Raw genomic sequence first — 14,194 nt, forward strand, 5'->3', positions numbered from 1 at the left:
GCGGCTATAGAACGGCGGCGTCGTTTTTAATGTAAAGCAAATACCTTGGTTCCAACGTTACATTTCGCTTCTTATAGTTCAGAAAACCCATTTTAAGCCGTGTCACATGAAAATGCTGAGGTGTAGCCCGGACCTCCGCGTCGAGCCCGGATTTCAATAGGCTGTCGGCAATCGATTCCGTTGTATACAAGTAGCATGGCGCAGCTTCGATGAAATCCTGGAGGTATTCCTCATTGCGGATCAGGCTGACATCCCCCGGCGAGTAAAATTCGAAAGTATAGGAAAACGAACCGTATGCGGCCACGGGGATATTCTTGTTGTTTTCAGAAATCTCCCTGGCCGCTTGCCTGCCGGATTGGTATTGAAGTAAAAATGGATAAAAGAACTGGAAAAGGAAAATATAGAGCATGGCGGCCATCGCGTAACCTTTAAACAGCAGTTGTTGTAGCTTATTGCGGTAGCTGATCACGCTCGCAATCAGCACGATCACCAGTGAAATGATGGCTGCGAAAATGCCATTATGAATGCCAGTAATGTATACCAGGCCGGTTATACAAGCCAGTGCAGCAAACATGAGTACGGTCTGTACTGTCACCAGATGATCGATTTTTGGAGATTTGGCCAGCTGATAAAAGAAATAGGCGGTGATCATTGAAAAATACGGAAATTCAATCACCAGATAATGTGGCAGCTGGAACCGGGAAAGGGAAAATAGCACGAATGTGACCAATGTACTGCCATAGATCACCCAGCGCATGGGAGTGGCATTTTTATCAAACCTCAACAGGTAAACAATTCCTGCCACCAGCCCCACCGACCACGGCAGAAACGCCCATAGTGTGGTGTGCAGGAAGAATGTTACGTCACCTTTTCCTTTAATGGGGCCCGTATTAAAAAACCTCCCGAACTGGCTGTCCCAAAAGAAAAAACGCAACCCGGAAACGCGTGTCTCTCCAAAAACCACCTTTTCGGGGTGTAAATCGAACTGTACATACAGGCTGTACAATTCGGGCAGAATGAAAATAAAACACAGACCTAAAAATAACCACCAACGGTAATTCAGCAGCTGATTAAACTGCCTGGTCACCATCCAGAAAATCATCCAGCCGCCTCCAATGGTGATGAGCACAAAAATGCCTTTGGTCATGATGGCGCAGGCGGTGAAGAGTGCAGCAGCTGCAATATGGAGCCAACGGCCTTCTTTGTAGATGCGCAGCATATGCCAGGTCGCGCCGGTGATGCAGGCAGTGAGGTAGGGCTCCGCGCGGACGTCGAAATTGGCCAGCGTACTGTGCAAGGCGACCGTGTAAATAAGTACGGCTATTCTGGCAACGTCGGCATTGAACAACTCTTTTGCGATAAGGAAAGTATAGCGCAGGCTGACAAGCCAGAAAATGAATGCGGGAAGTTTATAGGCGAAACCGGTAATACCGAAGATTTTATAGCTGATCGCCGCCATCCAGAATGGAAAATGAGGCTTGTCGAGCCAGTCATGACCGTCGCCGTAGAGGTTTATCCAGTCATTGTGTTGTACAATATGCTTGGCAATGGTGGCATAGAGCGCGCCGTCGGGTTCCATAATGTCCAGCCACAGGCCGGGAATGTTGAGAAGAATGCCGAGCAGCAGCAGCCACGGAAAGTACCGGTGTAAGATTGGATCATGGTTATTCATAACGTTGGGTTGATATTTTTTGGGGATAGCCGGTAAAGCAAATGGTATGCCGGGCGAAAATATATACGCAACGAATTTTGAATTTGTGAACGTGATTGCCTTACAATCGGTGTTATATTATTGTTAACTCCTTTGAATCAGCCTTCTCCAATGTTTCAGGGCGGTTTGTTTCTCCCTATTCGCTGAGAACGGAAAGCGCCGCATCCAGCTTTTTCCAAGCGGGGTAAGCAGGTATTCCACGCATGCTGGCACTTCCGGGCACACGATTCTGTTGATCAGTCCGTCCCTTTCCATTTCTCTTAATGGCAGGATCAGGATGCGTTCGGAAATATTGGGTATGCTCTTGCGGAGTTCGCAGTAACGCTTGCTTCCGGTAAATAATCTCCACAGTATGGGTACACGACCGGCTCGGTGATTACCATTGATGGCGGTACTTTGAGGGGTTGAGTTAATTTTTTTTAACTTTCACAAATTTTCAATCTTTGCCGCGCACAACATGTTTCATGATTTTGGAAAAAGACTCAGAGCTTTATCCGCTGATTATCAGCCATATTCTCAAACGCATTGACCTGACGGAAGAAGAGCAGCGGCATTTTTGTTCGCTGCTAACGGTTCGCAGGCTGCTGCCACGGCAATATCTCGTGCAGCAGGGCGATGTTTGTCGTCATGAAAGTTATGTCTGCAAAGGATTCTTGCGCTCTTTTTACCTGGATGAAAAAGGTAATGATCATACCCTGCATTTTGCGATGGAGGACTGGTGGATCTCGGATTCCACCAGTTTCCATTTAGAAGTTCCGGCGCTGCGAAATATAGTTGCACTGGAAGCGGCCACATTGTTACAGATTGAAAAAAGCAACCTTGACCAGCTGTATCGTGACATTCCTGGATTTGAAAGGTTCTGGCGGATCATGGAGCAGAAGGCCGGGATCTCGCAGGACCAGCGGATTATGAACAGTATCAGCCTGACCGGCGCAGAACGTTACGCAGCGCTCACCCAAAAATATCCAACCCTCGAACAGCGTATGCCGCAGCGGCACATTGCCTCTTATTTGGGCATTACGCCCGTCTTTCTGAGCCAGATCCGTAAGTCGAATGCCCGGCAGGATCTTAAATAAGTTTAACTGCTTTTCTTAAAATAGTTTAACCTCCCCAAACTGCTGCTGACCATACATTTGCATCAAAAAAGCAGTGTATGGAAACCGTGAAAAGCAGTTTATTCGACAAATCATTATTGAATGGCCACAAGCTGAATAACCGGCTTGTAGTAGCCCCGATGACGCGACATAGCGCCACCGCAGAAGGCATTCCCACAGAAGAAATGGCCCATTACTATGAGGATTTTGCCAAAGGTGGGTTTAGTATGATCATTACAGAAGGCACTTACACCGACGAGTTTTTCAGTCGCACGGATGCTCACCAGCCGGGAATTGTAAATGACAGCCAGCTACGTGCCTGGGCGAAGGTGGTTGAGCAGGTGCATGCGCATGACTCGCTCATTATAGCTCAGCTAATGCACGGAGGAGCATTATCGCAATATATCGAAAGCACCATTGCGCCTTCGGCAGTACAGCCTATCGGGAACTTTTACTTTCCCAGGGAAATGAATGCTGATGATTTCTACCGGGTCAAAGAGGGTTATATCAAGGCGGCCATTCATGCACAGATTGCTGGTTTTGATGGTATTGAGATCCACGCGGCGAATGGCTACCTTTTTGATCAGTTTATTACCGAGCATACCAATCAGCGTACCGATCGATATGGCGGCAGTGTCAGAAACCGGCTGCGGTTTTTAATGGAGGTTTTTCAGGCGGTCAAGGAAGTGGTGCCGGCTCATTTCATTGTGGGCATCCGTGTTTCCGAAAGTAAAGTCAATGATCTTACCTACCGCTGGCCGGGAGGATCTGAAACAGCGACGGAAATATTTCAGGTTTTAAGTGAAATAAAGCCAGGGTACCTGCATATCGCGGCCGAGGGCGGCCGCTGGGATAGGGAATGTTTGTACCCGGACGGGCTCTCGTCTACCGGTATCGCTAAAAAGCTAACAGGTGTGCCCGTGATTGCAAACGGTGGTATGCACGATGTGAAACTGGCCGAGTCGCTGATCAGCGGCGATCAGGCCGATTTGATATCCATTGGCCGTGCCGCCATTGCGAGTCCGGATTGGCCCAGATTGATAGAAGCAGGGGAGCAGGTCATTCCTTTTTTCAAAGATCTTATCAAACCCAGTCTGACCCTTTCCCACACTAGGAAGGTGCTTCATGACTACAAACTGCGTTTGGAGATCGAAACTCCGCTGTAACAATGGAAATCAGCCGAGTTTCGATTCCCGGAGTACCGACTCCCGGAGTACCGACTCCCGGAATCGCTATTTTCAGAATTGGAAATAAATAAATGAGCTGGTGCTTTTTTGGGTCAGAATGATCAGTATCAGCATTACCGCCCAGGCAGTGCCGGAAAACCACCAGGGTAAACTGGTAAACAAACTTTTTACTGACTTGTCGCGCATCGACCAATGGAAGCTTAGCAGGCCAATGGTTACGAGCGCGACTTTCAGCATATCAGGTGTGGAAAGCATTTTGGGACCCTGGGTGATCACGCCGAACATACATAACAGCATCCGCATCGCCGAACCAAAATCAGGGGAACGGAAGAATACCCAGGTAATGTTGACGAGTAAAAAAGTGATGAGCGCAAGCAGGAAATTGCTCAGGTTTTTACTGCGAACGGGTATGAGCGTAGCCTGAATGATTACTCCTTCGGCCACCATTGGCGCTGACTTGCGCGACCAGCTTCTGAACAGCCTTTCAATGCATAGGAAAATGCCGTGAAGACCGCCCCAGATGACGAAATTCCAGGACGCTCCGTGCCATAGACCACCCAATAACATTGTGATCATCAAATTCACGTAGGTACGGAAACTCCCTGACCGGTTACCACCCAATGGAATGTACAGGTAATCCCTGAGCCAGGTCGACAGGGTAATGTGCCACCGGCGCCAGAAATCGGAGAAACCAATCGCTGCATAAGGATAACGGAAATTTTCGGGCAATGTAAAGCCGAGACACAATGATACGCCGATCGCGCAGGTAGAATAGCCGCCAAAATCACAGAAGATCTGCGCGGAAAAAGCCAGTACCGCAGACCAGGCATCCAATGGATTAACCGGAAAGGGGAGTCCAAAGATAAAGTCTGCGGGCTCGGACATCCAGCCATCAGCAATGACTACTTTGAGAAATAAGCCCAATGTGAGCAGAAACAATCCCCATACCATTTGTTCGGAAGTGGCCTTGCGGGGTGTTTTGAACTGCGGTATCAGGTCTTCCGGGCGAACGATCGGGCCGGCCACCAGGTGCGGGAAATAGGTGACAAATAGCGCGAAGTTCAAAAAGGAAGGCTCGGGAGCGAACTTGCGGCGGTATACGTCGATGGTGTAAGACAATGTTACAAACGTGTAAAAAGATATCCCAACCGGTAAAATGATGTCCGGTTTTGCAGCCTGATATGCAATGCCCATGCTGTTGAGCAATGCTGTGAAGTTTTCCAGCAAAAAGCCGCCATATTTAAAGTAGCTGAGCATTCCAAGGTTTAACAATAAGCTGACGGTCAGCCAAAGTTTACGCATTAGCTTTTCCTCTGTTACGGCTATTTGTCTGGCCATGAAATAGTCGACTACGGTAGATAGCCATAGCAAAAGAATGAATGGGGGATTCCAGAGTGCGTAAAAAAGATAGCTGGCAATCAGCAGATTGATTTTTTTGACTTTCCAGGAGAAAGGAAGGTTGTGCAGAACGAGCAACAGCACGAAAAACAATACGAAAGTGTACGAGTTGAATACCATGTCTGTGTTGTTAGGGGTGATTTGAAGTCGGGGATTTCTGTAAAGTCCAATGTGTTTTCGCCTCAATGATCTTGATCAGGTCCGCGGTAAATGGCTTTGTATCAGCAGGCGCAAGGTGCGACCAGTCCGGACATACATACTTTGATAGTTCGGGGTAGTCTTCGAAATGAATGCCTTGTGAGCCTGTTTCAAGCAGCAGCCGGTCCCAGTATTCTTTACGCGGAAAGGACTTTTGTTCGGCCGCCAGCGCCGGGTTGGACACGGGCATTTTGAGAAACAGTACCTGACCGCCCCGTGCGTTGATTTTATCGACATTCACCTTGACAGAGTGGATAATACCGCTAAGGGTATCACCCCCGACACCCTTTTTGTTACTGAGCATGCCGAGGTAGGACCAAACATACTGCACACCATGCTGAACTGCGGTATCCGCCATGAAATCTTTACTAAAAATCTCCTGGCGGTTTGGATTGGTATAACCCGTCCGAATCGGGAAATTAGGGAAGACAAAAACGCCAGCGCGACTCTCGATCGGCAACCTTTTGAGTAGAGAATTGAGCGAAAACCGTTCTTCATCCAAAAACAGCAAGTTAGATTCCAGGTGCTGGTTCATGTAAAAACTGGCTTGCTGCGATAGCGACCATTTTGGATAAGCTTTGAGTCGTTTGTTGGCTTCAATTTCCATGGGTGATCCCTCGCCGGAAAAGAAGAGGCCTTCTACCACTCCGACCAGCAGTGTTCCCTTAAATTCCGGATCATTGGCCAAGTCGCGGAGAATAGGCCGGGGAGAAGTGCCCACCAATGCAAGTTGTACAGGTTTTTCGCCAGTTTGTTGCTCCCATTGTGTTTGATCGATATCGAACTTCACCCTGGAAGAGCCGATGATCACTGGCCGGGCGGGTGTTGTATTGTAGATCCTTTTTCGGGTAAAAGCCCAAAGACTTTCGTCGTCATTGTAGGAAAGATCAAATCCCTGGCTTCGCCAGTAAGATTCCCAGCCGATTACAAACAGCAAGACCAGGGCAAACGCCAGCCAACCGGCTTTCAGGTAGTCAGAAGTTTTCATACTAAATGGAGCTGATATTGAGTATATAAATGATAAGTAACTATGTAACAATTTGTTTTTCAGTTACTTAAAATAAATATAATCAATGTGGTCCCGATTGGTTCAGTATGTCGCTTTGAAGTCTTTGATTTTTTATTAAGCGGTATTTTCTTGCCACGAATGCGCGAATGAGCACGAATCCCATTCGTGTCAATTCGCGCATTCGTGGCATTAAAAAATTGGAACTAGATCAATGCAATTTCTATTTTCCCTGAGCAGATTTTGTTTCGGGTTGTAAAACCGAATAGCCAAGCTTTTTCAGGGTAGTTCCAGATATAGATTTAATATACAATTTGGACATTTTCGAATCGGGGAAAAAGATGTCTGTCATTGGTGTAAGTCCGCCGTCTGCAAAGAGCTCGACCGAGGCGGCATCGGCAATCAGGGTCAGGTCCATGGTGGGGTCTTTTGATAACCTCGGTGCCGTATGTTTTTGCCCAAATCCTTTCTCAAAGTCAATCTTCCCGGACTTGGACCGGTCAATGTAGTACTGATTGGTGGCCTTGTCATATCCGACAACCAGCTCGTTACCTTCGTTATTGGCCAAAACAATTGAAAAGTCAGCAGTATTTTTCGTTTCCAGTTCCAGACGAAAAAGTCCGGTACTGTTCTTTGTCTTTTCCGTCAGATCAAGCTGGCCCTGTACTTTTACATTTTGCTCATTAAAACCGGTGGAACGCAACACGTCCAGCTCTTTTACAGGAGTCGAGGTGAGATAAATTTCTTTACCAACCGTTTTTAAACCAAGCTCCCTGGCGATGGTACATGCACTGCGCCACGGGTGAGTTGGTACCAGGTTGGCATATTGCCAGTTGCTCATCCATCCCATCATTAACATGCGGCTGCCGGTATTTGAGAATGTTACGGATGCATAGTTATCTGTTCCAAAATCAAGCCATTTTGTTTCTTTGGAGTAAGGTTTGAAAGTTTTCCCATCAAAATCCCCCAAAAAATACTGTCCCGCTGATCCCTGGTTCGGCCCACCCGGATTGATGTTGACGATCAAAACCCATACCTGCTTTCCGTTGTGCTGGATTGGAAACAAATCAGGACATTCCCAAACACCGCCATGTGCTCCCGCATCGACGCCAAAATCGCTTTCGCGGACCCAGGATTTAAGATCCGGAGACGAATAAAATGTCACCCTGTCTTTGGTCGCCAACGTCATGATCCATTTTTTTTGCGGTTCAAACCAGCTTACTTTCGGGTCGCGGAAATCACTGATACCAGGGTTTTGTAAAACAGGATTGCCGCTATATTTGGTCCAGGTTTTTCCGTCGTCCAGACTATAAGCAAGGCTCTGATATTCATGTTTGCCGGTTTCCAGCTTTTCAAGAACCGGGTTATGATGGGTGAAAATTGCAACCAGCGGAAACTTCCCGTCCTTGCCAAATCCAGAGGTGTTATGCACGTCAGCCACCGCGCTTCCTGAAAAAATGTATCCCAGGCTATCCGGGTACAGGGCAATGGGTTGTTCGTCCCAACTCACCATATCTTTGCTCGTCGCATGTCCCCAGTGCATGGGCCCCCATATTTTATCATTGGGATAATACTGGAAGAACAAATGAAAAATGCCATTGTGGTAAACCATCCCGTTTGGATCATTCATCCAGTTGGCTTTCGGCGAAAAATGAAATTCCGGGCGGTATTTTTCTCTCAGATCCTGCGCATTTAAACCGGAAGTTAAGATAGCGCAGAATAAAAGCGGTATGATGATGGATTTCTTCATTATTGAATGAACGGTTAACTACAATATTAATAAGATTATAATCAAAGATATGATAAATGCTAAAAACCCGGGTTTTGTTTATATAACCCTTTTGTAAAGCTGATCTCTCTTTGAGGGATTGGCAAATACTCGTCCCTGCCTGCGGTGAACTTGGCAGTCGCCAGAAATGGTCGTCTTGCTTTTTCTTTTTCCAGGTAAGCATTCAAGGTTTTTTCGGCGATGCCCCAGCGCACCAGGTCGAAGAAACGGGGGCTTTCGGTCGCAAATTCCAGCCTGCGTTCCCATTGCAATGCTTTCCGTGCATGATCCTGTGTCCAGCCAGCCGAGCTGTATTCTTTTACATTGTATTTGGAAGCAAATGTTCCGTCTGCTTTTTTCAATCGGCCGGTACTGGCAGCGGCGCGGCTGCGGATCTGGTTGATCAGCGGCAATGCCAGTGCCTGTTGTCCGAGTTCAATGTAAGCCTCTGCCTGCATGAGCAACACATCGTCATAGCGAATGATATCAATGTTTTTGGACGAGCCAATGAATGGGCCCTCTTTATGGTACGACGAGCTGGTTGCCAGTTGCTGCTCTTTCATAGTGTGAAAAAAGCCATACACTCCCGGATCGCGTATCCAGCTGTTGCTCAACGGCTTGGTGTTGTCATATTTGTAAGGGTGGCCGTCCACTCCAATGGTATGGTCTACTCGTGGGTCGACGGTATCGGTATTGAAATCCACATTCTTATCATTGAAACTATCCATTTGTGGCAGCCCGTTTGCATCCGTTTTGTAAGAATTCGCCAGGTTTTGGCTAGGCTGATGAAATCCGCAGCAGCCGTATTGAGGCGCGCCATGCGGATAATTAAGGCCAGTCACATAACTGATCCGACCCACAGCCGTACCATCATTGATGCTGTATTGAATGGCAAAAATAGATTCCGGGCCATTCTCGGTTTCAGCGATAAAGTTCTCGGCAAAATCAGTCTGCAAGCGGTACTGCCCTGAACTGATCACTTGTTGGGTCAATGTCACTACTTCCTGCAGTCTGGTCTTGTTGATGCCTGTAACCTTGTGATTTGCATCCTGCTCGTAGGCCTGAAACAGCCTCAGCTTAGCCAGGTAGGCAGCTGCCGCCATTTTATTGGCCCTGCCGATCTGGGTTTGCTTCGCTGGCAGATTGTCTACGGCAAATTGAAAATCCTCACCGATTTTATTCCAAAGCTCGTCATTGGTATACTTCACATTGGATTCCAGCAAAATCTGATCACTGGTCAGATCCTCGGTAATGTAGGGAATGTTCTTGAAAAGCATTTTAAGCATAAAATGAGCATGTCCGCGCAGAAAATGCATTTCAGCCTGCCGCTCCTTTTTGAGTGGAAATTCAGCGTCGGTCAATGCGCTTAGACTGTTGAGCGCAGCATTTGCTCGTGAAATCGCTTTGTAAAAATTCTCCCAGGTATAAGGGTGCATCAGGCCCAGATCGGGGCGGGTAAGGTTATAATGTTCGTAAAAATCGATTTCGGCCACATCAGCGACCCCACCTCCGCCTTTGTAGGCATCGTCTGAGCGCACACTTCCGTACACCCACATACTGGTCATCGGGCCCACCATGTCATCATTACCCACACCGGCGTAGGCGGCTGTCACCAGCGACTCAGCGCCGGAAGCGGATTTGATGTTATCAGAGGAAAGCAAACCCTTAGGTTCGTAGTCCAGGAAATCTTTGCAGGATGTGGCAGTCAATAGCCCGGCTGCGGCAATGAAATTATATATCAGTTTGGTTTTCATGATCTTTTGCTTAAATATTTTAGAAAGAAATGTTTAGACCTGCTGTGATTGTCCTCGGGATCGGGATCGCGTTGATATCCGTCCGTTCGGGATCAGGGCCAGCAAAACTCTTGGATTTGATCAGAAACAGGTTTTCTGCCATCACATATACACGGATCCTCTGCAGCTTGATCTTTTGTACCAGGTCGCTGCTCAGCGCATAACCCAGCTGCACATTTCTCAGCTTGAAATAGGAAGTATTGACATTGAAATAATCCGATGTCCGCGTCTCATTATTGGGATCAGACAGCGACAATGCAGGAACGCGGGAGCCGGTATTGGAAGGCGACCAGGCGTCAAACACACCAGGGCCCACATTGTCGCGCCCGCGGATGAAGTTGTTGTAGAAAGTATAGGAATCAAATCCTTTTCTTCCGGCAATTCCTGATCCGAAAATGGAAAGATCAAAGTTTTTGTAAAAAGCCTCTACTTTCACATTGTATTCAAATGCAGGCAATGTGGTTCCGAAAAATACCCGGTCCAGATCATCGATCTTACCATCACCATTGGTGTCAACATAACGGATGCGGCCGGGGCCTGCACCAACCTGGCTCGGAGCGGCGTCCACTTCCTGCTGGCTCTGGAAAAGACCTGCTGTTTTGTAGCCAAACAGGTCAAACTGAGAATGTCCCAAAATAGTCTGTGTCGCATTGCCGGCATAAGCAGCCCTCACTTCTTCGGGCAGGGCAGTAATCTTGTCACGGAAACGGCTCACCCCGGCCATCACATTGTAAGTGAAATCACCTTTTGGCCGCGCATAATATCCTGCCGAAAACTCGAAACCATTATTGCTTTTGGAAGCACCATTAAGTACCCTCAGCTGGCCTTCTCCCACAGCCGACGCAATCGGCGGGGTGATCAGAATGTCGCTTGTTTTACGGGTGAAGTAGTCGAATGAGCCTTGGATCATGCCGTCGAAGAACCCGAAATCAACACCGACATTGGCTTCGTCTGTTGTTTCCCATTTCAGGTTAGGGTTTGCGCCTTGAATCGATACAAAACCCGATGGCAAGTTGCCTGTATTGGCGCCATTGAGGTCATAAGCGGTTCCAATGTTGTAAAACTGATCGAAAAAGCCATTGTGACCGTTCGGAAACTGGGATTGCCTTGCGCCGTAGCGGGTATCATAAAGTCCAAAGCGGGCAAGGTCACCAATTTCCTGATTACCAACGCGGCCCACGCCAGCCCGCAGTTTCAGGTTGCTGATGTGTTTGACGCTTTGGAAAAACTGTTCCTTATCAATGCGCCAGCCGACCGATGCCGCGGGGAAAATACCATATGCATTTTCTGATCCAAAGCGCGAAGAACCGTCGCGACGGATCGTTATCGCAGCCAGGTACCGGTCCGAAAAGCCGTAGTCTACACGGGCAAATTGGGATAACAACCTGCTTCCTGAACCGCTGCCGGTCACATTGACATTACCTGTTCCGGCGTTTAACACAAAGTAATCTTCGGTCTGCACTGCGAAACCCTCTTTTCTGGCGATTTCATAATCCGAGTCATTTTTAATGGCTTCAATACCGGCCAGAAACTTGAAATGGTTATTGCCCAGGTCCATGTTGTAGCGGATCGTATTAGACCAGGTAATGCTCAAATAGCGGTTCTGATCAATGGTGAGGCTGTTATTGGCCCGACCAAACGAACCCTCTTCGAACGATTGTTCAATGTTTTTGAAATAAAAGCTCGCATTATCTGCACCCAAACTGGATTTGATAAACAGATTTTTGATCGGTTCAAACTCTGCAAACACATTACCAAACAATGTCAGGCGGTGTGCATTGTCCCATTTGTTGATCTCTTGCATATGCAGCGGATTGTTTCTGTCTGAGTAACCAGAGCCGATAGCGCCACCCCATGAGCCGTCTTTGGCATAAACGGGGATGGTAGGAGCGAGGGTAACGGCCAGTCCCGGTGTGAGCGCGCCGCCGATATCGGTAGAGGCCAGCGTTTCATTGGACGAAGTCACCTGCATATTTGCGCCAATTTTCAGTTTACCGTCAAATGCGCTTGTCAATGCATTGATACGCCCGCTGAGCTTGCCATAATCGGTGTAGCGGAGCATACCGGTGTTTTTGTAGTATCCCAAATTGACCTGCAACGAGGAGTTTTTGTTACCACCCGAAATGGTCAGCTCGTTGTTGGTGACAATGCCGGTTTTGTACATTTCGGCTTGCCAGTCCGTATCTCCGGCGGGCATATTCGCGTTTCCACCGACCAATGGCTGTGCTTTCACGCTATTGAGCACAGGGTTGTTGAAATCTTTATTCCAATCAAATGAATACAATGCACCATAACCGTCTTCGGGGTTCACACGGTCATTCACGGACGCCTGCCAGAGCGCACGGCCCCGGTCTGCGGCATTCAGCATTTTAAACCGCGCATATTTTTCAGATTGGGCCGAAACGCTGCTATTGAAGTCAATGTTGATCTTTCCATTGCTATTGGCCCCGTTTTTTGTAGTCACGATGATAACACCATTCGATGCCCGTGAACCATAAATGGAGGATGCCGATGCATCTTTCAAAACCTGAATGGATTCGATGGAATTAGGGTTTAACCCCTGAAAAACTTCGGGTCTTTTGGTAGGTACCCCGTCGATAATATAGAGCGGATCGGTATTGCCGAGTGTGTTCGCACCGCGGATCAGGATGCGGGAGTTGGTACCGTTAGGTGAGCCGGTCTTTTCAATGTATAACCCCGGAACGCGTCCCTGCAACGCCTGCATGGGGTTACCCGAGCTGATATTTTTCAATGGGGCCATATCTACGACCGCAATGGCACCAGTAAGGTCCTCCTTTTTGGAAGAAGTATAACCGACAACCACGACCTCGGAGAGATTTTTAGAATCGGCCTGCATGGTGACGTCTATGACCGACTTTGTTCCAATCGCAGCCTCTACGGCCTGCATACCCACATACGAGAAAACCAGGGTGGCACCGGACGCAACACCGATCGAGTATTTTCCCGAAACGTCGCTGACGGCACCATTGTTGGTACCTTTTTCGAGTACGCTTACGCCGGGTAATGCTTCACCGTCTGCGGCTTTTACAGTACCGGAAATGGTAACTTTTTGTGCCCAAGCAGCCTGCAATGAGCAAATGATGACGACGGTCATCCAAAGTAATCGTTTGAACATAGTATTAATGGTTAATGGTGAGGAATTGGTCAAGTTCAGATTCAGAAACAGAAGGGGTTGCTCCCTGATAGGTGGCGACAATGGCGCCTACCGCACAAGCTTTTCGGAGCGCTTCGGGGATATCGGTACCGGATAAATACTCTTTAAGGAACATCGCCAGGAACGAGTCGCCGCTGCCAATGGTGTCCTGAACTTCAACCGCGTAGCCTCCCTGCGTATTGATCTCATCGTGGTAAAGCACTTTGGCGCCATCGGCTCCCAAGGTTACGATCACCATTTGCAGGGAAAATTTCTCAGAAAGAAACTTCATACGCGTCTCGGTATCAGGCATGATGCCATACCAGTCGGCCACGGTCGCGAGCTCATGCTCATTCATTTTCACGATGTTGGCTTCGCGCAGCAGCAGCTCGGTAGTTGCCCTGTCAAAATGGGGCGGGCGGATGTTTACGTCAAACACTTTCAGTTTGGCTTCCTGCAACAATTCAAAAAGTGAGTCTTTCGATTGCTGGCTACGTACTGCAAGGGTTCCGTATACAAACACGTCGGCTTGCTGAACCCGTTTTTTGTTCTCTGGCGTAACCTGAATGTAGTCCCAGGCGACAGGCTGGACGATTTTGTAGGTTACCTCGGTCTTGTCGGTGAGGTTAACTTTGACAATGCCGGTCAAATGTGTCTGGCCTGTCTGGATCCATTTTGTCGAAAGTCCCTGGCCGTCCAGGTAATCGAGTAGTTCAAGGCCCAGGTCATCATTACCCACACGGCTGATAAAAGCGGGGTCGAGACCGAAGTTTTTGAGGTGAATGGCTACGTTCATCGGAGCGCCGCCGGGCTGCTTGCCGCTGGGAAGCATATCCCAGAGCATCTCGCCAAAAATGACAATTTCAGTGGACATATTAAGTGATC

The 14,194-nt window shown here is 48.2% G+C and carries 10 protein-coding genes; 2 read left to right on the forward strand and 8 right to left on the reverse strand.

The window, feature by feature from the left end; all coding sequences use genetic code 11:
- Window positions 1-4: 4 nt before the first annotated feature.
- Both ON006_RS07805 and ON006_RS07810 read right to left on the reverse strand, forming a co-directional pair.
- The gene (locus tag ON006_RS07805; RefSeq protein WP_244819039.1) at window positions 5-1,672 is read right to left on the reverse strand and encodes a glycosyltransferase family 39 protein; all 1,668 of its coding nucleotides are present in this window, start codon (window positions 1,670-1,672) and stop codon (window positions 5-7) included.
- A 123-nt stretch (window positions 1,673-1,795) separates the two neighbouring features.
- On the reverse strand, window positions 1,796-2,125 hold the full coding sequence (locus ON006_RS07810) for a winged helix-turn-helix transcriptional regulator (RefSeq protein ID WP_310590307.1): 330 nt from the start codon (window positions 2,123-2,125) through the stop codon (window positions 1,796-1,798).
- A 50-nt stretch (window positions 2,126-2,175) separates the two neighbouring features.
- On the opposite strand from ON006_RS07810, the gene ON006_RS07815 reads away from it, so the two are divergent.
- Window positions 2,176-2,787: a Crp/Fnr family transcriptional regulator gene (locus tag ON006_RS07815; RefSeq protein ID WP_244819038.1), complete on the forward strand. Its 612-nt coding sequence runs from the start codon at window positions 2,176-2,178 to the stop codon at window positions 2,785-2,787.
- A gap of 77 nt (window positions 2,788-2,864) precedes the next feature.
- Window positions 2,865-3,971, forward strand: coding sequence for an oxidoreductase (locus tag ON006_RS07820; RefSeq protein WP_244819037.1), 1,107 nt, complete (start codon window positions 2,865-2,867; stop codon window positions 3,969-3,971).
- Window positions 3,972-4,043: 72 nt separating this feature from the next.
- Here the strand turns inward: ON006_RS07820 and ON006_RS07825 are convergent, their stop codons facing one another.
- The 6 genes from ON006_RS07825 to ON006_RS07850 form a co-directional block, all read right to left on the reverse strand.
- A complete protein-coding gene (locus ON006_RS07825; RefSeq protein WP_244819036.1) occupies window positions 4,044-5,510 on the reverse strand; it encodes an MBOAT family O-acyltransferase in 1,467 nt (488 codons plus the stop codon).
- Window positions 5,511-5,520: 10 nt separating this feature from the next.
- Window positions 5,521-6,576: a hypothetical protein gene (locus ON006_RS07830; protein WP_244819035.1), complete on the reverse strand. Its 1,056-nt coding sequence runs from the start codon at window positions 6,574-6,576 to the stop codon at window positions 5,521-5,523.
- Window positions 6,577-6,817: 241 nt separating this feature from the next.
- Window positions 6,818-8,344, reverse strand: a complete 1,527-nt coding sequence (locus ON006_RS07835) for a glycoside hydrolase family 32 protein (protein ID WP_244819034.1) — start codon at window positions 8,342-8,344, stop codon at window positions 6,818-6,820.
- Between the two features lie 59 nt (window positions 8,345-8,403).
- Window positions 8,404-10,116, reverse strand: a complete 1,713-nt coding sequence (locus ON006_RS07840) for a RagB/SusD family nutrient uptake outer membrane protein (RefSeq protein ID WP_244819033.1) — start codon at window positions 10,114-10,116, stop codon at window positions 8,404-8,406.
- Between the two features lie 19 nt (window positions 10,117-10,135).
- Window positions 10,136-13,291: a SusC/RagA family TonB-linked outer membrane protein gene (locus tag ON006_RS07845; protein WP_244819032.1), complete on the reverse strand. Its 3,156-nt coding sequence runs from the start codon at window positions 13,289-13,291 to the stop codon at window positions 10,136-10,138.
- A 4-nt stretch (window positions 13,292-13,295) separates the two neighbouring features.
- Window positions 13,296-14,183 carry a carbohydrate kinase family protein gene (locus tag ON006_RS07850; protein ID WP_244819031.1) on the reverse strand — a complete coding sequence of 296 codons (888 nt, stop codon included), beginning with the start codon at window positions 14,181-14,183 and terminating at the stop codon, window positions 13,296-13,298.
- Window positions 14,184-14,194 lie beyond the last annotated feature (11 nt).

Origin of the sequence: Dyadobacter pollutisoli, assembly GCF_026625565.1 — a bacterium.
Classification (GTDB): domain Bacteria; phylum Bacteroidota; class Bacteroidia; order Cytophagales; family Spirosomataceae; genus Dyadobacter; species Dyadobacter pollutisoli.